At 49.1% G+C, this 26,179-nt stretch carries 20 protein-coding genes and 1 tRNA gene; 14 read left to right on the top strand and 7 right to left on the bottom strand.

From position 1 onward, the window contains the following. Nucleotides 1–33: 33 nt before the first annotated feature. The 10 genes from ACZ5PW_RS14390 to ACZ5PW_RS14345 all read left to right on the top strand — a co-directional run bounded on the left by ACZ5PW_RS14390 (nt 34) and on the right by ACZ5PW_RS14345 (nt 14,438). The gene (locus ACZ5PW_RS14390) at nt 34–1,419 is read left to right on the top strand and encodes an FAD-binding oxidoreductase (RefSeq protein ID WP_464554887.1); all 1,386 of its coding nucleotides are present in this window, start codon (nt 34–36) and stop codon (nt 1,417–1,419) included. A 1-nt stretch (nt 1,420) separates the two neighbouring features. Continuing rightward, the gene (locus ACZ5PW_RS14385; RefSeq protein ID WP_464554884.1) at nt 1,421–2,716 is read left to right on the top strand and encodes a (Fe-S)-binding protein; all 1,296 of its coding nucleotides are present in this window, start codon (nt 1,421–1,423) and stop codon (nt 2,714–2,716) included. Between the two features lie 217 nt (nt 2,717–2,933). Beyond that, a complete protein-coding gene (gene pta / locus ACZ5PW_RS14380) occupies nt 2,934–5,051 on the top strand; it encodes a phosphate acetyltransferase (protein ID WP_464554882.1) in 2,118 nt (705 codons plus the stop codon). Continuing rightward, nucleotides 5,051–6,241, top strand: coding sequence for an acetate kinase (locus ACZ5PW_RS14375; RefSeq protein ID WP_464554879.1), 1,191 nt, complete (start codon nt 5,051–5,053; stop codon nt 6,239–6,241). The genes pta and ACZ5PW_RS14375 overlap by 1 nt, the downstream gene beginning before the upstream one ends. A 223-nt stretch (nt 6,242–6,464) precedes the next feature. Then, complete coding sequence (locus tag ACZ5PW_RS14370) at nt 6,465–7,088, top strand: lactate utilization protein (protein WP_464554877.1); 624 nt, start codon at nt 6,465–6,467, stop codon at nt 7,086–7,088. A 2-nt stretch (nt 7,089–7,090) separates the two neighbouring features. Continuing rightward, nucleotides 7,091–9,250: an L-lactate dehydrogenase (quinone) large subunit LdhH gene (ldhH, locus tag ACZ5PW_RS14365; RefSeq protein WP_464554875.1), complete on the top strand. Its 2,160-nt coding sequence runs from the start codon at nt 7,091–7,093 to the stop codon at nt 9,248–9,250. A 384-nt stretch (nt 9,251–9,634) separates the two neighbouring features. After that, the gene (locus ACZ5PW_RS14360; RefSeq protein ID WP_464554873.1) at nt 9,635–11,446 is read left to right on the top strand and encodes a methyl-accepting chemotaxis protein; all 1,812 of its coding nucleotides are present in this window, start codon (nt 9,635–9,637) and stop codon (nt 11,444–11,446) included. Between the two features lie 97 nt (nt 11,447–11,543). Further along, complete coding sequence (locus tag ACZ5PW_RS14355; RefSeq protein ID WP_464554870.1) at nt 11,544–11,846, top strand: Dabb family protein; 303 nt, start codon at nt 11,544–11,546, stop codon at nt 11,844–11,846. Nucleotides 11,847–12,224: 378 nt separating this feature from the next. After that, complete coding sequence (locus ACZ5PW_RS14350) at nt 12,225–14,036, top strand: methyl-accepting chemotaxis protein (protein ID WP_464554867.1); 1,812 nt, start codon at nt 12,225–12,227, stop codon at nt 14,034–14,036. Nucleotides 14,037–14,108: 72 nt separating this feature from the next. Then, nucleotides 14,109–14,438, top strand: a complete 330-nt coding sequence (locus tag ACZ5PW_RS14345) for an Hpt domain-containing protein (RefSeq protein ID WP_464554864.1) — start codon at nt 14,109–14,111, stop codon at nt 14,436–14,438. Between the two features lie 65 nt (nt 14,439–14,503). Here ACZ5PW_RS14345 and ACZ5PW_RS14340 read toward each other — a convergent pair whose 3' ends face one another. From ACZ5PW_RS14340 to ACZ5PW_RS14310, 7 genes are all read right to left on the bottom strand, one after another. Continuing rightward, the gene (locus ACZ5PW_RS14340; protein WP_464554863.1) at nt 14,504–15,466 is read right to left on the bottom strand and encodes a YheT family hydrolase; all 963 of its coding nucleotides are present in this window, start codon (nt 15,464–15,466) and stop codon (nt 14,504–14,506) included. 152 nt (nt 15,467–15,618) lie between these two features. Next, entirely contained in the window at nt 15,619–16,176 is a 558-nt protein-coding gene (locus tag ACZ5PW_RS14335; RefSeq protein WP_464554862.1) for a manganese efflux pump MntP, read from the bottom strand. Nucleotides 16,177–16,339: 163 nt separating this feature from the next. Next, on the bottom strand, nt 16,340–16,798 hold the full coding sequence (locus ACZ5PW_RS14330; protein ID WP_464554860.1) for a hypothetical protein: 459 nt from the start codon (nt 16,796–16,798) through the stop codon (nt 16,340–16,342). 24 nt (nt 16,799–16,822) lie between these two features. Next, the gene (locus ACZ5PW_RS14325; protein ID WP_464554858.1) at nt 16,823–18,145 is read right to left on the bottom strand and encodes a vWA domain-containing protein; all 1,323 of its coding nucleotides are present in this window, start codon (nt 18,143–18,145) and stop codon (nt 16,823–16,825) included. An 8-nt stretch (nt 18,146–18,153) separates the two neighbouring features. Beyond that, nucleotides 18,154–19,137, bottom strand: coding sequence for an ATP-binding protein (locus ACZ5PW_RS14320; RefSeq protein ID WP_464554855.1), 984 nt, complete (start codon nt 19,135–19,137; stop codon nt 18,154–18,156). A gap of 134 nt (nt 19,138–19,271) precedes the next feature. Beyond that, nucleotides 19,272–19,961 (bottom strand): TVP38/TMEM64 family protein, encoded by a 690-nt coding sequence (locus ACZ5PW_RS14315; protein WP_464554851.1) that lies wholly within the window; start codon nt 19,959–19,961, stop codon nt 19,272–19,274. Beyond that, nucleotides 19,958–20,692: a glycosyltransferase family 2 protein gene (locus ACZ5PW_RS14310; RefSeq protein WP_464554849.1), complete on the bottom strand. Its 735-nt coding sequence runs from the start codon at nt 20,690–20,692 to the stop codon at nt 19,958–19,960. Before ACZ5PW_RS14310 ends, ACZ5PW_RS14315 begins: the two co-directional genes overlap by 4 nt. 88 nt (nt 20,693–20,780) lie before the next feature. Here ACZ5PW_RS14310 and ACZ5PW_RS14305 point away from each other — a divergent pair. From ACZ5PW_RS14305 to ptsP, 4 genes are all read left to right on the top strand, one after another. Then, nucleotides 20,781–20,857, top strand: a tRNA-Met gene (locus tag ACZ5PW_RS14305). Between the two features lie 589 nt (nt 20,858–21,446). Then, complete coding sequence (gene dhaK / locus ACZ5PW_RS14300; RefSeq protein ID WP_464554848.1) at nt 21,447–22,505, top strand: dihydroxyacetone kinase subunit DhaK; 1,059 nt, start codon at nt 21,447–21,449, stop codon at nt 22,503–22,505. A gap of 171 nt (nt 22,506–22,676) precedes the next feature. After that, a complete protein-coding gene (dhaL, locus tag ACZ5PW_RS14295) occupies nt 22,677–23,300 on the top strand; it encodes a dihydroxyacetone kinase subunit DhaL (RefSeq protein WP_464554844.1) in 624 nt (207 codons plus the stop codon). Between the two features lie 363 nt (nt 23,301–23,663). Beyond that, the gene (gene ptsP / locus ACZ5PW_RS14290) at nt 23,664–26,153 is read left to right on the top strand and encodes a phosphoenolpyruvate--protein phosphotransferase (protein WP_464554843.1); all 2,490 of its coding nucleotides are present in this window, start codon (nt 23,664–23,666) and stop codon (nt 26,151–26,153) included. The last annotated feature ends 26 nt before the right edge of the window (nt 26,154–26,179 follow it).

Raw genomic sequence — 26,179 nt, 5'->3', positions numbered from 1 at the left:
TAAAGATTGTATTACGTACAGGAGCAAAAACATATGTCAAATGCAAAATTGGCAAAAGAATTCGAACAGATCGTAGGCGCTGCAGGCGTCATGCATGAAGAAGCTGACCTGCATGCATACTCTTATGATTCCGCAGTGCTCGATCCCCAGGTGCCTGCGCTGGTTATCAAACCTTCCAGCACTGAGCAGCTCGGCCCCGTTACTGCCCTCTGTAACAAACACGGTCTTCCCATGACTGTTCGTGGCGCAGGAACCAACCTTTCCGGCGGTACCATTCCACACCCCGGCGGAGTAGTAGTCCTGACCAACGGTCTCAATAAGATCCTCGAAATCAACGAAGAAGACCTCTACGCAGTAGTCGAGCCCGGCGTTGTTACCGCTCAGTTTGCAGCTCAGGTTGCTTCCAAAGGACTTTTCTATCCCCCGGATCCGGGTTCTCAGGCTGTTTCCACCATCGGTGGTAACGTTGCCGAGAACGCAGGCGGACTCCGCGGCCTTAAATACGGTGTTACCAAAGACTACGTCATGGGCATTGATTTCTATGATGTAGAGGGTGACCTCATTAAATCCGGTTCCCGTACCGTTAAATGCGTAACCGGTTACAACCTCGGCGGCCTCATGGTTGCTTCCGAAGGAACTCTGGGTGTGTTCTCCAACATCATCCTCAAGCTCGTTCCGCCGCCGAAGGCATCCAAAGCAATGATGGCTGTTTTCCCCAACGTTCAGAGTGCTTCTGAAACCGTTGCCGCTATCATCGCGAACCACATTGTTCCCTGTACTCTCGAGTTCCTTGATAACTCCACCATCTGCTACGTTGACGATTTCACCAAAGCAGGTCTTCCCCGTGACGCAGGCGCGATCCTGCTGATCGAAGTTGACGGCCATCAGGCTGAAGTCATTGAAGATGCTGAAAAAGTTGTCAACATCTGTAAGAAGTGCGGTGCCAACGAAGTCAAAATGGCAGAAACCGCTGAAGAGCGTGAAGCTCTCTGGACTGCACGCCGTAACGCTCTGCCTGCTCTTGCTCGTGCGAAACCGACCACCGTTCTCGAAGATGCTACCGTTCCCCGTTCCCAGATTCCTGCAATGATGGAAGGTCTGGACAGAATCGCCAAGAAGTACAAGCTTGATATCGGTACTTTCGGTCACGCCGGCGACGGTAACCTGCATCCCACCATTCTCTGCGACAACCGCGACAAGGAAGAATTCCACCGCGTTGAAGCCGCAGTTGACGAGATCTTCGATGTAGCACTCTCTCTCAAAGGAACCCTTTCCGGCGAGCACGGCATCGGCATGGCAAAGTCCAAGTGGATGGAAAAAGAAACTTCCAAAGCTACCCTTGAGTACTCCCTGAAGATGAAGAGAGCTATCGATCCCAAGAACATCCTGAACCCCACTAAGATTATCGGAGACATCTAGGATGGAAGATCTCAAACAGTTAGCTCAGAGTCTCATGGAGCTGGACGACCAGATGGTCGCCTGTATGAAGTGCGGTATGTGCCAGTCTGTATGTCCGGTATTTGCTGAAACCATGCAGGAAGCCGACGTAACCCGCGGCAAGATCGCTCTGCTCGAAAAACTGGCTCATGAAATGGTCAAGGACGCGGACCAGGTCAACGAGAAACTCAACAGATGTCTTCTCTGCGGTTCCTGTGCCGCCAGCTGTCCCAGTGGCGTAAAGATCATGGACATCTTTATGAAGGCCCGTGTAATCGTCACTTCCTACAAGGGACTTTCTCCGGCCAAGAAGATGATCTTCAAAGGACTGCTCACCCGTCCCAAGCTGTTCAACCTGCTTACCGACATGAGTGCCAAGTTCCAGGGGCCTTTTGCCAAGATCACCGACCAGGCAGCAAACACAGCAAGCTGTGCCATGCTGAATCCTCTTCTCGGCGAGCGTCATTTCAACCCTCTGGCAAAACGTCCTTTCCGTAAGGATTACCCCGAGGTTGACACCCCCCGCGGAACCAGCGGCCTCAAGGTTGCTTTCTTCCCCGGTTGCGTTGTGGATAAAATGTTCCCCAACGTAGGACACGCTGCAATGAAGATCTTCGAACATCATGGAGTAGGCGTGTTCCTGCCCAAGGGTCAGGCATGCTGCGGTATCCCGACTCTGGCTTCCGGTGATGCCGACACCATGGTCGATCTCATGAAACAGAACATGAAGGCTTTTGAAAACGGCAATTTCGATTATCTGGTTACTCCCTGTGCTACCTGCACAGCAACCATCCATGAAACATGGACCAAGATGATTGACAATGAAGACCCTGTTTTCAGGGAAAAGGTTCAGGCTCTGGCGGATAAGACCATGGACGTAAACGCTTTCCTCGTGGACGTTCTCGGTGTTCAGACTCCTGCCGAGTCTTCAAAGGGCGGAAAAGTCGTGACCTATCACGATCCCTGCCACCTTTCCAAGTCTCTCAAGGTTTCTGCTCAGCCCCGCGCTCTGCTGAAAGCCAATGACAACTATGAATTCAAAGAGATGAACGAAGCAAACCGCTGCTGTGGGTGCGGTGGTTCCTTCAACCTCTATCACTACGACCTGTCCAAGAACATCGGCCAGCGCAAGGCCAAGAATGTTCGTGACGCAGGTGCTCAGGTAGCAGCAACCGGCTGTCCTGCATGTATGATGCAGCTCGGTGACATGCTCTCCCAGTCCGGTGGTGGTATTGAAGTGAAGCATGTTCTCGAAATATACGCAGACTCCCTTAAGTAAGTTATAGATATACAAAAGTAGTCCAGAGCGAAATCCGCTCTGGACTACTTTGCAGAAAAGCGTTTTTATGGGGACGGTTGGAAAAACGAATTTCGGGTTTGTAGGACCGTTGAAGTTAGGTCCGGCCCAACAGACAATTAATGAATTTGCGTGAACTGTTTCATATCCGGCTCTGAAACCTTCCAGCTGTTTACGCATTACACAGGAGATAATCCCAGTGTCCAATAACCTATACATCACTGCCACCGAAGAGAAGAGCGGTAAATCTGCCATTGCTCTGGGCGTGATGCAGCTTCTGCTCAGAGATCTGCAGCATGTAGCCATCTTCCGACCCATCATTAATGATAACCAGACCGGTGATCGTGATCACGACATCAGCCTGATCATGAAGTACTTCAATCTGGATATCAAATATGAGGACACCTACGCCTACACCCTGAAGGAAGCCCGCGAACTCATCAACAGCGGCAAGCATTCCGTGCTGCTGGAGAACATTCTCAACAAGTACAGCCAGCTTGAAGAAAAGTACGACTTCGTCCTGTGCGAAGGAACCGACTTCCAGGGTAAAGATCAGAACTTCGAATTTGATATCAACGCTGAAATAGCCTCCAACCTCGGCTGTCCTGTTCTGCTCGTATCCAATGGACGCGGCAAGACCTCAGAAGACATCATCGCTTCAACTCAGCTCGTTATCGATGCTCTCGAAGACAAGGGTGTTGACACTGTTGCTGCCATAATCAACAGGCTCACCGTTTCTGCCGAAGACAAGGCCGAGATCCTTTCCAGCATCAAATGCAAAGCCAGATGCACTCAGGAACTGCTTGTCTACGGTATTGATGAGAACGAATCTCTGGGCAATCCCAGCATGAACGATGTCCGCAAGTGGCTTGATGCTTCCGTGCTTTACGGTCACGGCCGTCTTGATACTCTTGTTGATGATTATGTCATCGCCGCTATGCGTATCGGAAATTTCCTCGAATATATTGAAAACGGCAGCCTCATTATTACACCCGGCGACCGTTCTGATATCATTTTGAGCTCTCTGGCTTCCAGACTCTCCACTTCTTTTCCCGATATATCCGGCATTCTGCTTACCGGTGGTCTGCAGCCCAGCGCAAGTGTTCACAGGCTGATAGAAGGGTGGACCGGCGTTCCGATTCCCATTCTTTCCGTTGACACCAACACTTACCGCACCACTCAGATTCTGAGTGAACTCTATGGTAGAATCGACCCCGAAGACCAGCGCAAGACCGCTTCCGCTCTGGGTGCTTTTGAAACCCATGTCAAAGCGGATGAACTCAGACATCGTCTGGTAACAAGCAAATCCAGCAAAGTTACCCCCAAGATGTTCGAGTACAAGCTTGTCCAGAAAGCCAAAGCCAACAAACAGATCATCGTTCTGCCTGAAGGTACAGGCGAGAGAGTTCTGCGCGCGGCTGACATTCTGACCCGCCGTGGCGTGGCTGATATCGTTCTTCTCGGTAATGCAGATGAAGTTGGCACCAAGATTTCCCAGCTCGGTCTGGAAATGAATGATGTGCGTATCCTCGATCCCGAGTCCGCCCCCGAGTTTGAAGACTATTGCGAAACCTACTTCAAGCTTCGTGAGCACAAGGGCATTCGTATGTCCGACGCTCGTGACCGTATGATGGACCCCACTTACTTCGCATCCATGATGGTTCAGAAAGGCCACGCTGATGGAATGGTGTCCGGTTCTGTAACCACTACCGCCCAGACTATCCGTCCCGCATTCGAGTTCATCAAGACCAAGCCCGGTGCATCCATTGTATCCAGTGTTTTCCTGATGTGCCTCAAGGACCGTGTTCTGGTTTTCGGTGACTGCGCCGTTAACCCCAACCCCAATGCAGAACAGCTTGCTGAAATCGCGCTGAACTCCGCCGAAACTGCCAAGATTTTCGGTATCGAGCCTCGCGTGGCCCTCATGTCTTACTCCACCGGCCAGTCTGGAAAGGGTGCTGATGTTGAGAAGGTTAAGGAAGCTGTGCGCATCGCTAAAGAACGTGCTCCCGAACTCAAGCTTGAAGGTCCGCTGCAGTACGATGCTGCGATTGATCCTTCTGTTGCTAAGACCAAGCTTCCCGACAGTGAAGTAGCGGGTAAGGCAACCGTATTCATCTTCCCTGACCTGAACACCGGTAACAACACTTACAAGGCAGTACAGCGTTCCGCCGAACAGTCCGTGGCAATCGGACCTGTTCTTCAGGGCCTGAACAAGCCTGTCAACGACCTTTCCAGAGGTTGTACCGTACCGGATATCGTTAACACCGTCGCAATCACCGCAATTCAGGCTCAGGCCGAAAAAGGACTTATTTAATGAAAGTTTTAGTAATCAACGCTGGTAGCTCTTCTATTAAATACCAGCTTCTGGACATGACCACCGGTAATGATCTCGCTTCCGGTATTGTTGAACGTATCGGCGAGAAAATGGGTAGCATCTCCTACAAAACCGGAGAAAAATACACTGCCGAGCAGCCTTTCCCCACTCACCGGGAAGGTATGGTTGAGATCATCAACCTCCTGACTGCAGCTGAAGGCGGAGTTGTTAAAGATAAATCCGAAATCGCCGCTATCGGTCACCGCATTGTTCACGGTGGCGAACTCTTCTTTGAGCCTGTTGAAATCAATGAAGAAGTTCTGCAGGGAATCAGAGACTGCATTCCTCTCGCACCCCTGCACAACCCCGGCCACGTTATCGGTATTGAGACCGCGATGGAACTCTTTCCCGGTGTAAGACAGGTCGCTGTTTTCGACACTTCCTTTCACCAGACCATGGAGCCGCACGTTTATACTTACGGTATTCCCTACGAATACTACAAAGAGTACGGCATCAGAAAATACGGTATGCACGGAACCTCTCACAAGTATGTTGCCCGTGAAACTGCAAAACTTCTCGGCAAGCCCCTTGAAGAGTGCAACATCATCACCGTTCACCTCGGCAACGGAGCTTCCATCTCCGCAGTTAAAAACGGTAAGTGTTACGACACCTCCATGGGTCTGACTCCTCTGGGCGGAATTATCATGGGTACCCGCTGCGGTGATATTGATCCCGCTATCGTAGGTTTTATTGCTGAAAGAAAAGGTCAGACTGCTGAGGAAGTTGTTGCAACTCTCACCAATGAGTCCGGCTTGAAAGGTATCTGCGGTTCCAACGACCTGCGTGATATCCATGCCCGCATTGAAGAAGGTGATGAGAAAGCTGAACTTGCCCTCAACATGGCATGCCACAGAGTTCGTCAGTTCATCGGCTCATATGCGTTTGAACTCGGTCGCGTAGATGCAATCGTCTTTACCGCAGGTATCGGTGAAAACGATCCCGAATACCGCGCCCGTTCTCTGTCCGGTCTTGAAAACTTCGGCATCACTGTCAATAAAGACAAGAACTGGAACTGGGACAGAACTCCTTCTTTCATCAGTGATGATGACGGAGCAGTAAAGGTTGCGATCATCGCTACTAACGAAGAGCTTGAAATTGCTAACGATACTGTAAAAGTTCTCGGACTTTAGAAAGTATTAGATATATGAACCGGGGTGGAGAGTGGAAGACTTCACCCCGGTCTGGAAGGATGGTTTGAGGTCGTTCCGCATGCGGAACGACCCTCTAGGAAACGGCCCGTTACAGCTGAATATGGAAGAGGCTGTGCCGACGGTTCTTGTGGAAGGGAGCTCGCCGGAATTTAACGGGATTAATCTAGAGTAATATGTGATTACTCAATTAATTGGGGGAAAAATGACAGTTAAAGCTGAAAGTCTCAAGCTTTTCACTGACAAGGCAGAACTGGTATCAGCAGTTGTTAAAGAGGTTTCCTCTTTTGATGATGCTATCAAATATACCATGGACCTTTGCGGAAAGAAAGAAGCCTGTAAAATGCTTGTATCCGGTTGCGAAGAGAATCTTTCAAACAAAGCCGAACAGCTTTGTGCAACCAAAATCGGAAAAACTATTTCTGCTCCTGCACTCTCTAAAAAAGAGTCAACCAAGCTGGAGAAGCAGTGTGAGGAAAACGGATTCACTCTCATCAAAGACAGTGTCCGTAATCACCTCGGCGGTATCGATATTGCTTTCACACATGCCGACCACGGTATTGCTGAAACCGGTACTATCGTTCTGAACTGTCCCAGTGAAGAACTGCGTCTGGCCACCATGATCAGTGAAGTTCATGTTGCGCTGCTTCCCAAGTCCAAGCTCGTGGACAACTCCTACGATCTCGAAGACTGGATGGAAGCAAACATGATGAAGGGCGACTATACCGCATTCATCACCGGCGCAAGCCGTACCGCTGATATTGAGCGTGTACTGGCTATCGGCGTGCACGGCCCGCTTGAACTTCATATTCTTCTTCTGGAGGACTAAAAATGCAGGACGCAAAGAATTTTAAAGAATACAGAAAGGATATCAAAGAGTCCCTGGACAACGATTTTCTGAGAACCGCGATGGATAACTTCGCAGTCGCTTACCGCGGCAGCCGCGCCAACGCGTTCAAGGACATGGACGAGAAAGCTCTGATCAAGGACATTGCCGCAGCAAAAGATGCAGCAGCGTCCAGACTTGATGAACTTTACGCCAAATTCAAGGAAGAGGCTGAAAAACGCGGTGCTGTTGTTCATCTCGCTAAAGATGCTAAAGAAGCCAATGAAATAATCGGCCGCATCGCTGTTGAAGAGAACTGTAAGACCATCGTTAAGTCCAAATCCATGACTGCTGAGGAAACTCTGCTGAACCATCACCTTGAAGATGATCTGAATCTCAAGGTTGTTGAGACCGACCTCGGTGAGTGGATTATCCAGATGCGTAAGGAAGGGCCTTCCCATATGGTTATGCCCGCAATTCATCTTTCCCGCCATCAGGTCAGCGATCTCTTCTCCGAAGTGACCGGCCAGAAGCAGGGCGATGATGTCCAGAAGCTCGTTAAAGTCGCGCGTCGTGAGCTTCGCCAGGAATTTGTTGATGCCGATATGGGCATCTCCGGCGGTAACTTCGCTATCGCCGAAACCGGTTCCATCGGTCTTGTTACCAACGAAGGTAACGCCCGTCTGGTAACCACACTCCCCAGAGTTCATGTGGCTCTCATGGGTCTCGACAAACTGACTCCCAAACTGCATGACGCTCTGCGCGTACTCAAGGCTCTGCCCCGTAACGCAACAGGGCAGGCGATCACCTCTTATGCTACCTGGATCACCGGGTCCAACGAGTGCGCCGCGGCTGAGGATGACAGGAAGAAAGTGCACTTCGTGTTTTTGGACAATGGAAGACGCGCTCTCGCCAAGGACCCGGTGTTCTCTCAGGTTCATCGCTGCGTACGCTGCGGTGCCTGCGCGAACGTCTGTCCTGTCTACCGTATGGTCGGCGGCCACAAGATGGGCCATATCTATATCGGGGCTATCGGCCTCATCCTTACCTACTTCTACCACGGTACCGACAAGGCCAAAAACCTTGTACAGAACTGCATCAACTGTGGAGCATGTAAGGAAATCTGCGCAGGCGGCATAGACCTGCCCGGACTGATCAAAGACATTCAGGCCAGAATCCTCGAGGAAGAGGGACATCCCATGTACTCCTCATTCCTGGCCAAAATGATGAAGAACCGCAAACTCTTTCACAAGTTCCTGCGCATTGCCAAGCATGCTCAGAAGCCAGTGAAGGGTAAGGAAGGTTTCCTGCGTCACCTGCCCATGATGTTCGCACCTGATCATGACTTCCGCGCTCTTCCGACTGTCGCAGAAGTCCCCTTCAGGGATATGTGGGCCAAGGTTAAACCTGCAAAGCCCGCTGAAGTTAAGCACAAAGTTGCTCTGTTCTCCGGCTGCGTTCAGGACTTCGTGTACCCCGAACAGTCTGTTGCGACTGTCGAGAGCATGAAGAACAAAGGTGTTGACCTTGTTTTCCCCATGGACCAGTCCTGCTGCGGTCTGCCGCTGCAGATGATGGGTGAAAAGGATGCCTGTAAGGAAGTTGCTCTTCAGAACATGAAAGCATTCGAAGAAGCAGATTGCGAATACATCGTAACCATGTGTGCTTCCTGCGCTTCCCATCTCAAGCACAACTACGTGAAGATGCTCGGCCATGATCCCAAGTACGCCGTCAGGGTTCAGGAATTCGCCGACAAGGTTATTGATTACAGCTCTTTCATGAATGATGTTGTAGGTGTTGAGAAGGAAGACTTCCTTGATTCCGCAGGTGAGGCTGTAACTTACCACGCTCCCTGCCACCTCTGCCGTGGTCTTGATGTCAAGGAAGCTCCCCGTGAGCTGATGGCCAAAGCCGGCCTTGATTACAAGGAAAGCGCAGAGGAAGAAGTTTGCTGCGGATTCGGTGGAACTTACTCTGTTAAGTTCCCCAAGATCTCCGAACAGCTTCTTGAGAAAAAGCTTAATAACGCGAAGGAATCCGGCGCCAAGGTGCTCCTCACCGACTGCCCCGGTTGCGTAATGCAGATTCGCGGTGGCGCGAAGAGAAAAGGTCACGACCTTGAAGTCCGCCACATTGCGGAATACATGGCAGAACGCAGAAAATAATATAAGTCAGGTTCCAGTGTCCGCGGTTTTAGTTTGCCGACCGCGGACACTGTTCAAGCAGCGGCATGTAATTATGCCTCCAATTCCGGTACCTTCACCTCGCAACTGAAATACCGGTTACCTGCCGCGCCCCATACAAGGCTTTTCCATTCGCTCGCCCGATGGAAAAGCCTTTTTCTTTAATTTGTTTTCATGTCAGGCGAGTGTGTTTTTTATTGATATTCAGTAGTTATTGTTTCTGGCGGGATAAACGTGTAAAGTGTAAGTAAATCCTCACGAGGTGGTTTAAGGGAGAGGATCATTTGTGTTTGATTTCATGCATAAAATAGATGTAAATTATGTGAGCACGTTAGTAATCGGTTAAAAAAGTGCAGGGGGATTTCAATGCTTAAAAATTTATCCATCGGTGGCAGATTTATTCTGCTTTTAGCCTCAATGTTTCTGTTTCTGCTTTTAAGCGGAGTTCTGTTCCTGATGCAGATCAAGGAAGTAGTGGACGTTGGGCTCTATGAAATTGAAAGCGTGATGCTTCAGGGACAGAAAGATAAAATCGAAGTGGCCACCCGTGGAGTAGCCCTTTCACTGGGGGAACAGCTGAAAGATGTCCAGGGGAATGAAGCCAAAGTGGATTTCATTCGTAAAAGTATTGATGAGTTTCGTTTTGAAAAGGATAAATCCGGTTACTATTTTGTTTACAAAGGAACTACAAACGTAGCTCTCCCGACTAAGAAATCTCTTCAAGGCAAGGATATTGGCGGAGCCAAGGATAAGAACGGTGTTTATTTCGTCAAAGAGCTGCGTAAGGCAGCTGAAAAGGGTGGTGGTTTTGTAGAATATGTATTCGACAAACCCGGTAAGGGGCTGCAGCCCAAGCTTGCCTATTCCACAATGATTCCCGGAACCGACATGTGGATAGGAACCGGTGTTTATATTGATAATATTGAAGAGGAAAAGTCCCGTGTTCACGCTGAAATGAAAGAGGATGTTCAGGTTGGGACTACAAGAACTGTCCTGATAATGCTCGCCATTCTTCTGTTTATTATCGCCCCCCTTTGTATTGTTATCGTCCGCTCCATAGTGCGTCCGGTTAAGGATGCTACCGATGCAGCGTGCCGTGTTGCTTCCGGCGATCTGACAATTATGCTCAACCCTACCGGGAAAAGCGAGATTTCCACCCTTCAGCATTCCATCAATACCATGGTTGAAACCCTTGATACCAACCTTAAGGATATCAAAGAGAAGGAAGCTGAATCAGCAGAACAGGCCCGTGTGGCAAAGATTGCCGCACAGGAAGCCGATGAAGCCCGCAGACAGGCTGAAGGAGCCAAGCGGGAAGGTATGCTTGCGGCGGCCAACAAGCTTGAAAGTGTTCTTAATAATATTGTAAAAATCTCCCGTGCCGTTGAACAGTCCACCAATGAAATCATGAACGGAAGTGATTTTCAGAAGCAGCGCATAGCTGAGACCGCTACTGCCATGGAAGAGATGAACGCCACTGTTCTTGAGGTGGCAAGGAACGCTACCGAGACTAATAAGGACACTGAAGATACAAAGAACAAGGCTACAGAGGGCCAGCGGGTAGTTCAGGGGACAATTGAGTCAATGGTCGGTATTCAGACCCAGACCAATGATCTTGAGCAGCTTATGGATAAGCTTAATACCCAGTCCACCGAGATCGGAAAGGTCATGAGTGTGATCAACGATATTGCAGACCAGACCAACCTGCTCGCTCTTAACGCCGCAATTGAAGCTGCTCGTGCAGGTGAGGCGGGACGCGGGTTTGCAGTTGTCGCTGATGAGGTTCGCAAGCTCGCAGAAAAAACAATCGGTGCTACAGATGAAGTGGATAAAACTATCACTTCCATTCAGCAACTGGCACAGCAGAATATCTCCGGAATGAGGCTCGCTGTGGAGGCAATTGCCGGGGCTACTGATCATTCAAGATCTTCAGGCGATGTTCTGGCTGAAATTGTGAAACTGGCTTCCAATGCTGCAGGTCAGGTTCAGTCCATCGCCACCGCAGCTGAAGAACAGTCTGCAACATCTGATGAAATCAACCGCAGCATTTCCGAAGTTGATTCAATGACTGAAGATAACGCTCGCAACAGTATGTCAGCCGCGGAAAGTGCCAAGGAGCTTTCCCATGAAGTTGATGCGCTGGTTTCCCTCGTAGAGGAACTGCGCAGCGGAGAATAACAGTTTGCAAGGCTTTAAAAAATAGTTCTTAATAAGACTCCGGGTTTAACCGGGGGCCATTGTCCTGATCTAATATGCACTTGGAAACGGAGGAAGAATGATTAAACATATCGTTATGTGGACTCTCAAAGAGGAAGCGGAAGGAGCGACTGCGGCGCAAAATGCCGCGAAGATGAAAGAGATGCTTGAAGCTCTTAATGGAAAAATTGATGTGCTGAAACATCTTGAAGTAAGCGCGGACATTTTTGAAGCTGCTCCTGAATGCAGTGTAATTCTTTATTCAGAGTTTGAAAGCAAAGAAGATCTGCAGACATATGCGGTGCACCCCCTGCACCAGGAATGTGTGGCTTTTATCAAGCAGATTGTTAAAACCCGCAGTGTTGTCGATTATGTGATTTAATCCGATAGGGTTTTTATATTTAAAATGCCGGAAGCGAAAGCTTCCGGCATTTTTGTTTTTTAAGGTACTATACATTTAGTTATGTATGTATAAAGCAGGTAGTATGGATGATGCCTTGTTCCACATTAATCTGAGATGTATTGAGTAAACTAATATGGATAATTTTCGTTTAGTGATTATTTCTATAGTGAGAGTAAGTCAGTTTCACCAGTGAGTTCAGGACCTGTTCCAATGATCAAGTTTGCATCGTTTTAGAATATTTACGAAATATGTTGCCAATAACTCTCGTGAGTGTATACTTACAGTAAGGTCTGTCATGAGGTTTCAGACCGGGCTGTTTGATAAAATCCCCGCTAACTCTAAAAAAGGGGGAGGGTTATGTTCAAGAACTTATCAATTGGAGCAAGGTTTTTTCTGCTGTTGGCTTTGATGGTAGTGTTTCTGGTGGTTACCGGAGTCTTTTTTCTCGGTGCGATTCGAGATATTACCTCCTATGGTGTGAGCAGCACTGCCGAAATTATGCTTGAGGGCCAGAAAGAGAAAGTCCTTGTGGCAACAAAGAGTATGGCTCTGTCTATTGGTGAAGAAATTAAGATAGTATCCAGTGGTGAAGAAAAACTGGCCCTGATTCGCAGGGTACTTGATCCTGTGCGTTTTGAAGATGATGATTCAGGTTATTTCTTTGTCTACAAGGGAACAGTAAATATGGTCATGCCGCCCAAGAAGTCACTTCAGGGAAAGGATCTGGGCGGTCTGAAGGATCAGAACGGTCTGTACCTGATCCGTGAACTCAACAGGGCGGCCCATTCCGGCGGTGGTTTTGTTAAGTATTATTTTGAAAAGCCGGGAGCCGGGGTTCAGCCCAAAATCAGTTACGCCATGATGATTCCGGGTACGGACATGTGGATTGGAACCGGTGTCTACCTTGATAACATTGAGAAGGAAACCGGGAAGATGAGCGCCGGGATGACTCAAAGCGCGGACTCTGTTACCTTGAGAATAGTTCTGGTTGCCGGTGCTGTTCTGGTTCTGCTCGTGATTCCTCTTTCGGTTTACCTTATCCGGACCATAGTGAATCCACTGACCGAGTCAACTGATGCGGCAACAGCCGTAGCCGAGGGTAATCTTGATGTTAAGCTCAACCCTGAAGGACGCAATGAGATTTCAACTCTTCAGGTGGCTTTGAACACGATGGTTTCGACTCTTTCAGAGAATCTTGAAAGTATCCGCGCCAAGGAGGCTGAGGCTCAGGAACAGGCAAGGATTGCCGGGGAAGCCGCCGCACAGGCCCGTGAAGCCCAACTCAAGGCAGAAGGAGCCAAGAAGGAAGGTATGCTTGCAGCCGCCGATCAGCTGCAAAACGTAATTGACCGTATTTCTACTATTACCGCTGAGGTTACTGGAAGTGCGGATGAAATAAAGCGTGGAAGTGAGTTTCAGAAGCAGCGCGTGACTGAAACAGCGACCGCCATGGAAGAAATGAATGTTACTGTACTTGAGGTGGCAAAGAATGCTACTGAAACAAATGAAAGCTCTGAAATGTCCATGCGCAAGGCCAGTGAGGGAGCAGAGGTTGTACAGAATGTTATAAGTGCTATGTCCAACATTCAGGACCGCACCGACCAGCTCAAGAAGTCCATGCAGGATCTGGACAGGCAGGCTGTGGATATTGGAAATGTGCTCAGTGTGATTAACGATATCGCCGATCAGACTAACCTGCTGGCCCTGAATGCCGCCATTGAGGCAGCCAGAGCCGGTGAAGCCGGGCGCGGATTTGCAGTTGTGGCGGACGAGGTGCGCAAGCTTGCTGAAAAGACCATCGGCGCGACTGACGAAGTTGAGAGCAGCATTAATGGAATCCAGAAGCTGGCCCGTGAAAACGTAAAGGGAATGGATTCAACTGTGGACGCGGTACAAAGTGCGACTGAGCTTTCCCGCTCGTCCGGAGAAATGCTTGCTGAGATTGTTGAACTTGCACGCAACTCTGCGGATCAGGTCCGTTCCATCGCCACAGCCGCCGAGGAACAGTCGGCCACCTCTGATGAAATCAATCGTAGCGTTGGCGAAATTGATTCCATGACTGAGGAAAACGCTCGTAACAGTGAACTGGCGGCAGAGGGAACCAAGCTGCTTTCAGCTGAGGTTCAGGAGTTGTTGAATCTGGTACAGGAACTCAGAAGTGAAGATTAATTTACCAAGAACACTGAACGGGGCTTGATATTAATTTGCCCCGTTCAGTAAATTGAAGAATCGGAGTTGGAAATGGTTTCTGAATTGAGACAGGCTGTTGAAAAATATCTTCTTGTAGAGGCCGGTGTTCCGCCGGAAAAGGTTGAAGATGTTATTGAGAAGTCCGCAGACAGGCTGCGGAGTATTATGTCTGTTCTTGATGATGCGGTAGATAATGGTGATTTCGAAGAAATAATAAGCAGTGCGCAAAGGCTTGAAGGTGAGTTGCAGAGTCTCGGGCTGGAAGAACTGAGTGTGGTGGCTAACAACATTAAAACAACAGCCGCCAGTAACGTTCCTGCCTATATGGCGTGTTATTGTATGCGACTTTTAAAGGAACTCAGGCCCTTTTTAAGGAAGTAGCCCTCCCGGAAAGTAATAAAGCCCCGGTCAGGATTTGTCCCGCCGGGGCTGTCGTTTAGGTGGTGTTATGTATTTAAAAATCTGATCGTGCGGTCTTCAGACCATAGCTGTTTTTCCATAGGCAGGTCGGCAAACCCTACATGGCCGCCGTATTTGGGCATGAGTAAAGACAGATTCTGATTCGCTGCGGCTTCATCTATGGGGAAACATTCCGGAGTAAGGAAAGGATCATCTTCTGAGTTGATTATCAATGATGGGACGGAAATATTTTTGAGAAATTGTTTACATGATGATTTCTCGTAATAATCATGGGCATCTTTAAAGTCGTTTATCGGTGCTGTATAAGTGTTGTCGAAATCGACAATATTGCGGATGGAGGAGAGTTTGTTCAGAGGGTAAAGTTCTGGATATTGTTTATGCTTCAATCTTATTTTGTTTTTCAACGATCGCAAAAAATATCGATTGTAAATGAAGTTGGATCTGGAACAAAGCTTTTCTGCGGAAGAAGCAAGGTCACAGGGAACTGAAATCCCTATGGCATGTTTGACTTTAGAGGGAACTTTCGCCGGGTTTTCACCAAGATATTTAAGTACCTGATTACCGCCCATGCTGAATCCGATGAGGGCCGCATCTTCGTATATGCCGTGGTTCAATCCGTATTCAAGAACAGTGTGCAGATCTTCAGTCTGTCCGCTGTGGTACATACCGGGCCTTCTGTTCATTTCATGGCTGCATCCGCGGAAACTGAAAGTTATGCAGTCCCATCCGGCCAGAACCAGCGCGCGGGCCATTCCAAGTACATAAGGTCTTCTGGAGTTGCCTTCCAGGCCGTGGGCAATCACTGCAAGTCGTGAGCTGCTTGCGAGATGCCAGTCTATATCCAGAAAATCGCCGTCAGGAGTATCAATTCGTCTTTTAACGACAGGAGGGAGGCTTACTTTTCTGAACAGGCGGGGAAAAATAGTTTGCAGGTGTCCGGATTGTAGAGGGAGTTTAGGTTTATAGGGTGGGGGTTGCAATAAAGGCATTTGGTAAAAATATCCGTCCTTTGGCTTTAGCTGGGAAGCCGGTCTAAGTTTATTTGAGTGTAAAAAACCGAACACAGAATATACTTATGCGCGTTCACTGTCAAAAGAGATATTTACAATTGTTTCAATTTTATCAGTAAGGTGTGAATCCATCACTGAATGAGCAGCTTAAGGCCGATCAATATCAGGACTGTACCACCCACGCGTTCGGCTATATGACTGTATCTGGAGGCTTTTGCAAATGATTTACCCAGCCATAGTCCAAGCGAGGTCAGAATAAGGGCGGTTATGCCTATAAAAATGCAGGGAACTGCTATGGGGTAATCCATAATTGAAAAAGACAAGCCGACCGCAAGCGCGTCCAGACTGGTGGCCACCGACAGAAAAATCAGTGACATTCCCTTGGTGGGGTCTTTGAAATTTCTACATGAGTCATCAGTTTCAAATGATTCCTTGATCATTTTTCCGCCCACGAACGATAGCAGTATAAAGGAAATCCAAGGAGCATAGGTTTCGACCATGGATCTTACCGCCAGTCCGGCTCCCCAGCCTAAGAGCGGCATGAGAGCCTGAAACAGTCCGAAATGGAAGGACAGCCTGAAATTCTGGCGTCTGCTCACGCTGGGCATGCACAGCCCGCAGGCTACAGCGATGGTGAAAGCATCCATGGCGAGGGCAACTGAAATGATGATTATTTCGTAAAGCGGCATATTGGCATATCTGGTTGGTGTTTATGATTTTGAATTTCTTACATGTGCGGCCCTGTTTTGTTAAGTGCAAAAGTAAGGATTTAAAAAAGAAGAAGCGCATCACCGTTCATTGTGAATGCGCTTCTTTTCGCAGGGGAGGGACCTGCATGAGCTGTAAATATTATTAAAAACCTACAGCCTTGAGGAATTTTTCAGAAACGATTCCCCCGGCAATAAGTTTTTTTATTTCAGGAGACATCTCAAGCCTCCCATTCTCCTCAAGTGGCAGGCTGTCATAAGCCTGCTTCAGCACTTTTTCAAAATTGTCTCTCAAAGCGCGAAAGGAAGTTTCAACTTCCGGATAGTTTCCTGTTTCCCGCCAGGGCAGAACGGCTTTTCCTTCAAGTATTCCTGTTTTGTGGTCAGGGGTGTAAATCCGGTATGTGGAACATTCCACACCGTTTCTTTCATTTTTATCCGGCAGGCAGCTTGCGGACCATGACTCGGGCGGTTCGGGAATTTCAGATTGAATGACCACCCGTGGCAGAGCCAGATCCTTTTCGAAATCTTCCAGTTTTATGCTGTAGGTCAGTACTGGTCGGTAATTGCCCCTTTTCTTGTTTATTTTCCATTCTATGATCATTTATGTCTCCGGATTTGTATAAATTTATAAGCACACATCAATCACTTCACCAAAAGGGGGGATTCTGCCTCCGCCACCTGTTCTGGCCCATAGGACAGGATAATGTGGTTCCTCTGCAGGAAAAAATCCGCATTCCATATCACTTAGATAAACTAGGCAGGCCGGATCTAGATTGCTGTCCTCAATGCTTTTGAAGACGGGCCTGAAATCGGTTCCTCCACCGCCTCTGGGTTCAAGTTCGAGCGGAAGGTCGGCTCGGCTGAAAACCTGCTCGGCGGTTATTGATGTGTCACACCAGATTACCCTTACGTCCGTGTCGTAGGCTTCAAGTATCCCTGAAAGTTCAGCACTGAACTGGTCCAGTTCTCCCGGTGAGATACTTCCTGATGTGTCAATGGCGAGAACCACTTCAGGCAACTGCAGAGTTGAAAGCGAGGGCAGGTAAACATTCATGTGCAGATGCCTGCGGCTTGGCGGGGTCCATGAGTAATCATTTCGAGCACGGGCGCTTATGAAGCGTTCAAGAAGTTCCTGCCAGTCCACTTTCGGATACAGTAAATCTTCAACCATACGGAGCAGGTCTCCGGGGATGTCGCCGCAGTCCCTTGCCTGATTTGCGGCCTGTGCCAGAGCGGTCAGCCAGTCGATATCCTTTTCATTGCCGCTGTCTCCGCCTCCGGTATCATTGTCGGGTGCATCTCGGACTTCTCCCGTTCCACCGGGATCGGCGGACTGTTCTGGATTATCTTTATTTTCTGCTTCTTCAGTCTCCTGTGCATCCTCTGGCTGATTTGAGTCGCTGTCTTCGCTTTCACCGGATGATTGATCCTGATCCCTTTCTTCGTTGCCTTCAAGATCGTCTCCCTGTCCCTGGCCGTCTTCATACTCGGCATCGAGACGTTTGGGCCCGTCCTGCTGTTTCCCTGTTTCGGGGTTGCCGTCCTGATCGAAGTCCCGGGTCATTTCAAGGAAAATATCTTCGGCGGTCATGCCGTGGTATTTCTCATCGTCAAGGTAGCCGGGCGGCAGTTCAAAGCCAGCTCGGAGCAGAATCCAGTTTATGGAGTGGTCGCAGGCCATATTCCAGATCCTTTCATCACGACCGTTTCTGCGTTTGTGGTGCTGGCAGGCGGGGTGCATTACCGTATGGGCCAGTAATCCTTTCAGTTCGTTGTCGTTAAGAGTACTGAGATAGTGGGGATTGTAGGCGAATTTAACTCCGTCAGTCCATGCACCGCCACAGGTGTTGTCCTTGACCGTTTCCAGCCGGAGGCACAGGGAACCGAAAAACGGCTGTTCCAGAAGCAGGGCGGCACGGGCCTTGAGCAGTCTGCGGTATTGTTCCATGATTGAACCTAAACAAGGACATCCGAGTTGGCGATTGCCCAGTTGGAGAATCCTTCCGACTGTACAATAGTGCGGTCCTTTTTAACCGCGTTACGCACCAGTAGCACCGCGAATTCAACAGGAAGGCGTCTGGCAAACGTCATAATGCTTTCAAAGTTCTCAGGCGCCGCTTTCCCTGCTACTGACTCGCACAAAGCGTAGGTGGTTGCGGGGTCTTCGGGAATAGGGGCCATCTCCGGGGATTTCAGAATGAATTCCGGGTCTGGAAGTTTGCGGTAGACTTTGCAGAATCCCGTAAGTTCGGCTGCCGTTCCTTCACCTACTGTTCCTTTGAAAAGTTCATACTCAACTTCCGGGTCGGGATTTGACTTGATAATACCGGACACGAATTCCCATGAGCGGGGAGAAGGGAAGGCTTTTTCATTTCTTGAAGGGTCGAAGTCGTGCAGCAGGTTGGGTCTGAATTTTATGAAAGCCTGCAATTCTTCGGCGATTCCGGTATGGGCGGCCCAATCCAGCCAGTCTTCAACGCTTACCTGAAAGTCAAGGTGAACAAAGCGGTTGGCCAGAGCCGAGGGCATGCGATGTGTTACCGCCTTGTCCGATTCCCTGTTTCCAGCCGCGATTACCATCCATCCTTCCGGCAGCTCGTATTCTCCCAGTCTGCGGTCAAGCACCAGCTGATAACATGCGGCCTGTACCAGAGGAGGGGCTGCGTTAAGTTCATCAAGGAAAAGAATACCTCTACCTTCCTTAGGCAGAAATGATGGGGCGCACCATGTGGCCTCCCCTTCGGCTGATATTCTTGGCAGTCCTCTCAGGTCAACTGGATCAAGTAGGACTGCCCGAAGATCGGCTATTTCATAATCAAGCCTCTGTGCTGTTTCGGTCACGATCTGGCTTTTGCCCACACCGGGAGGGCCCCAGATAAAAGTAGGCTGTTTGGATTTTATAAGTGAGTAAAGTGCTCGTACTATCTGATTCGGGGTCATTTATGTTTTTCCACCTTTTTAGTAATTTTTTTAATCGATATTGAAAATGATTCTCCTTGTCAACAAAAGGGGCCAAAAAAACCGAAGCAGCCGGAGAGACTGGTTCGGTTTTTTTCGGAATTCGAAATAAATTCTCATTCAACCACAGCTTCGGCCTGATTCCGGTATTTGCGGTAGATTTTAAATCCTAAAAGGGAAGATATAACAAAGAGAACAACCGCAAGTATCATTTGGGCGGTAGAAGAAACATTAACCCCTGACCCGAACAGGGCGAAAACAATGTTTTGCGGCAGGTAACCGATGGTTGAGCCCAGAATAAATGGAAGTGCCGGAATACTGGTAACCCCGGCCAGAATGTTGGTCACCACATTACTTCCGAGCGGAAAGAAGCGGATGGTCAGGGCCATGTTGAAAGGGCTTCGGCTCAGAAAACTGTCAACCTTCTGGATGCGTTTGCCGAACTTGCGCTTGATGAAAGAACGGCCTACCAGTCTGGAGTAAATAAACGCGCAGGCGCAGCCCAGTCCGGTTCCGATTGTTCCAAGCAGGGAACCGAGGGCGAATCCGTATGCGTATCCGCCCATGAAACAAATCACCTGTCTCGGGAAGCCCACCGCGGAGAAGAAGGCTGAAAGACCTACATAGGTAAGCACACCCATAAGCCCGCGTGAGCGGACATGGTCGTCTATCCAGTGGGTGTCGAGAGCCTCGGAAAGTCCGGCGTAACGGACAAGGTAGACCACAGCGCCCAGAACCGTAAGCATGGCCAGTCCTTTGATGAGGGCCTTGATGCTTACTTTGGAATCATTCTGCAGGGCACTCATGAATTATCTTCACTGCGGTCTTTGATTTTATAGTCAAAATGGCGGCTCTGAATCCAGCGCACACCGAGCAGGTCGTAACTCCCGGCAATGGCCCGGTCCAGAGTCCCGTATTTGGATTCACCCTGATGGCGCGGACGGTGGTTGACTTTAACCTCCGCAACCGAGGCCCCCTGCATTTTCATCAGAGTGGGCAGGAAGCGGTGCATACCGTTGAATCTGGGAATGGCTCTGACCATTTCAGTATCCATTATCTTTAATGAGCACCCAGTATCTTTGACGGATTCACGGGTCAGTCGGTTACGCACGGCATTGGCTATTCTGGAAGCGATTCTCTTGATGAACACATCCTTACGCTTCATGCGCCATCCGATAACCATCTGGTGGCCTTCATTATACAGATTGAGCATAGCGGGAAGATCTGCGGGGTCATTCTGCAGGTCCGCGTCCATGGTTGCGACCCGTGCAGAGCGGGCTTCATCGAAACCGGCACAGAACGCGGCTGACTGGCCTCTGTTTTGTTCAAAGGATATATATCTGGCTTCCGGATATGTAGTTGAGATGTCTTTGAGGACTTCAAGGCTTGTATCGGTACTGCCGTCGTCCACAAAAATTACTTCATAGGGGATATCAAGCGGTTTCAGGGCCGAGTCGATTTCCTGCATCAGTTTTCGTAAATTGTCCTGTTCATTGTATACAGGGATTACGAGTGAAAGTTCGTAGTGGTTTGTCATATCGAGAGATGGGATAAGAAAATTTAGGAAATTTGTAAATAGCTGTTGACAATGAACGGCCCCGTCTGTAGAACCTCTCTCACAGTGACGCGGGGTGGAGCAGTTTGGTAGCTCGTCGGGCTCATAACCCGAAGGTCGTCAGTTCAAATCTGGCCCCCGCAACCATGCGTATCCACAAGGCTTAGCTCTAACGAGCTAAGCCTTTTTTTGTGCCCTGTTAATTTTGTGTGACTATTGGGGTCTACACCGGAAAAAGGGATATCAGCTTGTTTGAGTAAATTTAAAATACTTGATTCTAGTCGAACCTTAATTCCCTAAAATACATAGGGCATTGGAAACATGGCTTTAATAATTGATTTAGATTTTCAAGTTCAATAAAAGGGTTCTTAAAAACTGTCTTAAGTAGAAATCTTAATATTTTCGCGGTCTGGTGAGACTTTGAATCGTTTAACATAATTTTATTCAATAATAATATTTGAACTGTATCCGGTAAGCATGGTTAAGAGTTTATCCTGTCTCGGTTGTAATTATGCTGGTGTCTTTTTTTTATTTCTATTTTACTGTAGCGGGTATTGAATTTTCTTTCTTTGCGGGAAGTATTGATAATTTAGTTTTCACAAGTGAACAAAATTAACCAAAACTTCAGAAATATTAATAGAATTGAAAAAAATCAGGTTCACTTGTCGACATCTTTTCTGTTTTGATTTAGTTTGTGGTCACGGAAGGAAACCCAGAACTTAGAGGTGATTTTACGATGAAAAAACTGATTAATGATGTGGAAAATGTTGTAAAGGAACAGCTCGAGGGCATGGCTCTTGCCCATCCTGAACTTACCGTCAAGTATGAGCCGAAATATGTTTACAGGTCCGATGCTCCGGTGAAAGGCAAAGTCGCAATTGTCTCCGGCGGCGGTTCCGGTCATGAGCCCATGCATGGCGGGTTTGTCGGAAAAGGTATGCTGGATGGCGCCTGTCCCGGCGAGGTTTTCACTTCTCCCACTCCCGACCAGATGTACGAATGCGCCAAAGCGGTGGACAGCGGTGAAGGTGTGCTGTTCATTGTTAAGAACTACACTGGTGACGTAATGAATTTCGAAGCCGCGGCCGAGCTTGCAGCTTCCGAGGGTGTGAAAGTCCAGAACATTCTTATTGATGATGACGTGGCAGTTAAGGACAGCCTTTACACCGCAGGCAGACGCGGTGTGGGAACCACTGTTCTGGCGGAGAAGATTGTTGGTGCAGCCGCGGATGCGGGCTATGACCTTGAAAAATGCTCCGATCTCTGCCGCAAGGTAAACCAGTACGGCCGTTCCTTTGGTGTCGCGCTGACTTCCTGCACTGTCCCTGCTGCCGGTAAACCCACTTTCGAACTCGGTGAAGAAGAGGTTGAAATGGGTATCGGTATCCACGGTGAGCCCGGAATCCAGCGCATGCCGATCAAGTCAGTTGATGAGATGGCCGAATACGTTGCCGAGCAGATCCTTGATGATCCCGCCTACACCCGCACCGTCCGTGAATGGGACGGCGAACAGTGGGTGGAGAAGGAACTCACAGATGAGCCTTTCGCCAGCGGAGACAATGTTATCGCTTTTGTAAACAGCATGGGCGGAACTCCTGTTTCCGAACTTTACGCGGTTTACAGAAAGCTGGACGAAGTATGCAAGGCCAAGGGCGTCAACATCGTGCGTAACCTTGTAGGTCCTTACATCACTTCACTGGAAATGCAGGGTTTCTCCGTCACTTTGCTGAAGGTTGACGATGAAATGCTTAAGTTCTGGGATGCTCCGGTTAAGACTCCGGGCCTTGTCTGGTAGTTGACAGATTTTGAATGTTGATTGCGCAGGCATGGGAGAGTTCTTCTGTGCCTGCGTTCTGGTTTTTAAGGGTTGACGCCTTAATGATCAGGTGGCCCAACCGTGTCACAAATGATAACAGTTTCAGGATGCCCATAAGCAAGCGGCGTCAACATATTGAGGATAAAGATTATGAACAAAGCACAATTTATCGCCTGGCTCGGAAAGCTGAACGAAGTCTATACCGAAAAAAAAGAATACCTGACCGAACTTGATGCTGCCATCGGTGACGCCGACCACGGGATCAACATGAACCGTGGATTCGGAAAGGTCGCGGAAAAGCTGCCTACTGTTGAGGATAAGGATATCGGAACCATCCTAAAGACTGTTGGTATGACTCTCATGTCCAGCGTTGGTGGAGCCAGCGGCCCTCTTTACGGAACTTTCTGGATGAAAGGCGGAATGCTGCTTGCCGGTAAGGAAGAACTTACCCCGGAAGATTTTCAGAAATTCATTGAAGCCGGTGTTGAAGGCATTAAGCAGCGCGGGAGACCTGAGCTTGGTGACAAGACCATGTACGATTTTTGGGCTCCGGTGCTTGAATGCATCGATGCTGAAGTAGGTAAGGGGGCTGATATCCCCGCGATAGTTGAAGCTGCATTGCCCGTGGGCGAAAAGGCCCTTGCGGACACTATCCCCCTGCAGGCCCGTAAGGGACGTGCCAGCTATCTGGGCGAGCGTTCCATAGGCCATCAGGATCCGGGTGCGACCTCTTCATATTACATGCTTGAAACCCTGAAAGGGATTCTGGCCTAGTAATCTTATTTAGTATTCATCTTTAGTATTCATAAAGGCGATCGGTTAGAAAAAAATCAGCATGGTTTTTCTGTGCTTGCCATGTCTGTTTTATATTTTGGGCAGAGCAGACTTTTTTCCCGGTCGCCTTATTTTATATAGTCTGTCAGTGATCTATAATTCCCAGATAGCTGTATGTTTTTCGCTGGATTTGATTTTAGTATTTTCGGATAAGTTTGTAGATCAGAGTAAATCAAGCTCTAATCAGGTGTTTTTGATAGTCTGATTTTCAATGAGCCGGCTTGACAGATTTTGCCAACAAGACCTCGAAAATATCGGTTGAATTACCGTGTTTTCAGGAAAAATGACTTGGAGAACAGAGAAATGGTTGGATTAGTAATAGTTTCCCATAGCCAGACATTGGCGCAGGGCGTTCTTGAACTGGCGGAACAGATGACCCGTGGTTCTGTTGTCATGGAAGCTGCGGGAGGGATTGATGATCCTGATAATCCCATTGGAACTGATCCGATGAAGGTTATGATGGCCATTGAATCTGTTGCGGCCAGTTCCGAAGACGGAGTTCTGGTTCTCATGGATCTCGGCAGCGCGCTTATGAGCGCCGAAACCGCGCTTGATTTTCTTTCCGAGGACATTAAGGAAAAGGTTTTGCTCTGTTCCGCTCCAATAGTCGAAGGTACAATGGCCGCGGCAGTTCAGGCTTCGGTAGGCGCTTCACTTCAGGAAGTCAGTAATGAAGCCGGGGCAGCTATGAATGTGAAGATTCAGCAGCTTGCCCCTATCACCGGAGAAAGTGTTTCTGTTGATACACCAGCAGAGGAGGAAGCTCCCGCAGGTGAGGAAATCAGCATCGAAATGCTCATCGTAAACAAAATGGGATTGCATGCCCGTCCCGCTGCCAATCTTGTTTCCACAGCCGGGAAATTCAAGTCCGGTGTGACTATCCGCAAGGGTGACCGGAGCGCATCAGCCAAAAGCATCAATCAGGTCGCTCTGCTGGCTGTGAAGAACGGCGATAAGATTACCGTTTCCGTCAGCGGTCCTGATTCCCATGAGGCTGTCGAAGCTCTCAAAGCCCTTCACGAAGATAATTTCGGCGAAAGGGATGAGGATATCATGGAGATTCCGCAGGAGGAACAGGTTCAGGTTTCTGTGGAGGACGGTATTATAAGCGGTGCTCCCGGTTCCAACGGCTATGCGATTGGCCCTGCATACGTTCATCAGGCAAGCCTGCCGGAAGTTGAGCGGGTGGATATTTCCGATACTTACGCCGAAGTTCAGAGGCTTGATAAAGCCATTGCCGATGCTCTCAATGAGATCAGTTCCCTGCGTGCCGAAACAGAGAAGACTGCCGGAAAAGCCAATGCGGCTATCTTTGAAGTCCACGGTCTTATTCTCGGTGATCCTGATATGCGTGACAATGCCGTATCCAGAATTGAGGAAGACAAAGTCAATGCCGAGTTCGCATGGCTTGAGGTGATGAACTCAATGGCGGAAGGCTACCGCAACATTGATGACGCATATATGAAAGCCCGCGCCGCTGATGTTATGGATTGCGGTGGAAGGGTACTACGTATTCTCTGCGGTGAGGAGGATCACGGCATAGTCCTTGAGAATGAAGCTGTCATCGTTGCTCACGATCTTTCCCCTTCGGATGTTGCCGGGCTTGATCTGGACAAAGTGCTTGCCGTTGTGACCGAAACCGGTGGAGTTACCTCCCATGCGGCTATTCTTTCCCGTTCTATGGGAATCCCCGCTGTCATCGGTATCGGTGAAGCAGCCGCAAGAATAAAGGACGGATCTGGCGTTGCTCTTGATGGATTTGAAGGAAAAATCTGGCCTGAGCCTGATCAGGAGATCCGGGACGAAATTTCAGCCAAGCGCAAAGCCTGGCTCGCTGAACGTGAAGCCGCCAAGGCGAAAGGGGCCGCTCCGGCAATCACTGCTGACGGAAAACAGATAATGGTCATGGGTAATATCGGAATACCTGCCGATGCTCCCCGTGTTCTGGAATACGGTGCCGAAGGTGTCGGGCTGTTCCGTACCGAGTTTCTTTTTCAGGACCGTGAGCAGGCCCCGGATGAGAACGAGCAGTTTGAGGCCTATTTAGAAGCAGCCCGGGCTATGAACGGTAATCCGGTCATAATCCGCACTCTGGATATCGGTGGCGACAAGCCGGTAAAATATCTCGATACCCCCAAAGAGGAGAACCCCTTTCTGGGTGAGCGGGGAGTGCGTTTCTGCATGGCCCGTCCCGAACTTTTCAGGACCCAGCTGCGGGCACTGCTTCGTGCCGCCACTCAGGAGAATATCTGGATTATGTTCCCCATGATTTCAGATGTCGAAGAATTAAAAGGTGTGCTTGATTTCCAGAATTCGGCCCGTGAGGAGCTTGTTGCCGAAGGCGTTAGCATTGCGGAAAATATCAAGACCGGAATCATGATAGAAGTACCTTCTGCAGTGGCAGTTGCCGACAAACTGGCTGAAATATGTGACTTTTTCAGTATCGGCACAAACGACCTCACCCAGTACGTTATGGCCGCTGACCGGGGAAATGCTTCTGTTTCAAAACTTTGCGACAGCCTCAATCCCGCTGTGCTCAGGATGGTGGCAAGGACCTGCGAGGCAGGATCCAAGGCGGGAATCGAAGTGGGTATGTGCGGTGAGCTGGCCGGAAATGCCAAGGCTTCTGCTCTGCTGCTCGGTCTGGGCCTTGACGAGCTCAGCATGAATGGTCCTTCTGTTCCTGATGTGAAAGAAGCTATCCGTCAAGTGAGTATGGACGAGTGCCGTGCTCTGGCTGAAAAAGCCATGGCTGCCTCATCGGGGGATGAAGTCAGAGAGCTGCTGAAATAGTTTCTGTTCATCTGCGACCGCCACAT

The organism is Maridesulfovibrio salinus, assembly GCF_055394525.1.
Note: the sequence above shows the minus strand (reverse complement) of the source record. Positions and strands in the feature narration are given on the sequence as shown.

Coding starts and splice junctions, on each gene's coding strand:
- ACZ5PW_RS14390 (WP_464554887.1), top strand. CDS start 34: ATGTCAAATGCAAAATTGGCAAAAGAATTCGAACAGATCGTAGGCGCT.
- ACZ5PW_RS14385 (WP_464554884.1), top strand. CDS start 1,421: ATGGAAGATCTCAAACAGTTAGCTCAGAGTCTCATGGAGCTGGACGAC.
- ACZ5PW_RS14375 (WP_464554879.1), top strand. CDS start 5,051: ATGAAAGTTTTAGTAATCAACGCTGGTAGCTCTTCTATTAAATACCAG.
- ACZ5PW_RS14370 (WP_464554877.1), top strand. CDS start 6,465: ATGACAGTTAAAGCTGAAAGTCTCAAGCTTTTCACTGACAAGGCAGAA.
- ldhH (WP_464554875.1), top strand. CDS start 7,091: ATGCAGGACGCAAAGAATTTTAAAGAATACAGAAAGGATATCAAAGAG.
- ACZ5PW_RS14360 (WP_464554873.1), top strand. CDS start 9,635: ATGCTTAAAAATTTATCCATCGGTGGCAGATTTATTCTGCTTTTAGCC.
- ACZ5PW_RS14355 (WP_464554870.1), top strand. CDS start 11,544: ATGATTAAACATATCGTTATGTGGACTCTCAAAGAGGAAGCGGAAGGA.
- ACZ5PW_RS14350 (WP_464554867.1), top strand. CDS start 12,225: ATGTTCAAGAACTTATCAATTGGAGCAAGGTTTTTTCTGCTGTTGGCT.
- ACZ5PW_RS14345 (WP_464554864.1), top strand. CDS start 14,109: ATGGTTTCTGAATTGAGACAGGCTGTTGAAAAATATCTTCTTGTAGAG.
- ACZ5PW_RS14340 (WP_464554863.1), bottom strand. CDS start 15,466: ATGCCTTTATTGCAACCCCCACCCTATAAACCTAAACTCCCTCTACAA.
- ACZ5PW_RS14335 (WP_464554862.1), bottom strand. CDS start 16,176: ATGCCGCTTTACGAAATAATCATCATTTCAGTTGCCCTCGCCATGGAT.
- ACZ5PW_RS14330 (WP_464554860.1), bottom strand. CDS start 16,798: ATGATCATAGAATGGAAAATAAACAAGAAAAGGGGCAATTACCGACCA.
- ACZ5PW_RS14325 (WP_464554858.1), bottom strand. CDS start 18,145: ATGGAACAATACCGCAGACTGCTCAAGGCCCGTGCCGCCCTGCTTCTG.
- ACZ5PW_RS14320 (WP_464554855.1), bottom strand. CDS start 19,137: ATGACCCCGAATCAGATAGTACGAGCACTTTACTCACTTATAAAATCC.
- ACZ5PW_RS14315 (WP_464554851.1), bottom strand. CDS start 19,961: ATGAGTGCCCTGCAGAATGATTCCAAAGTAAGCATCAAGGCCCTCATC.
- ACZ5PW_RS14310 (WP_464554849.1), bottom strand. CDS start 20,692: ATGACAAACCACTACGAACTTTCACTCGTAATCCCTGTATACAATGAA.
- dhaK (WP_464554848.1), top strand. CDS start 21,447: ATGAAAAAACTGATTAATGATGTGGAAAATGTTGTAAAGGAACAGCTC.
- dhaL (WP_464554844.1), top strand. CDS start 22,677: ATGAACAAAGCACAATTTATCGCCTGGCTCGGAAAGCTGAACGAAGTC.
- ptsP (WP_464554843.1), top strand. CDS start 23,664: ATGGTTGGATTAGTAATAGTTTCCCATAGCCAGACATTGGCGCAGGGC.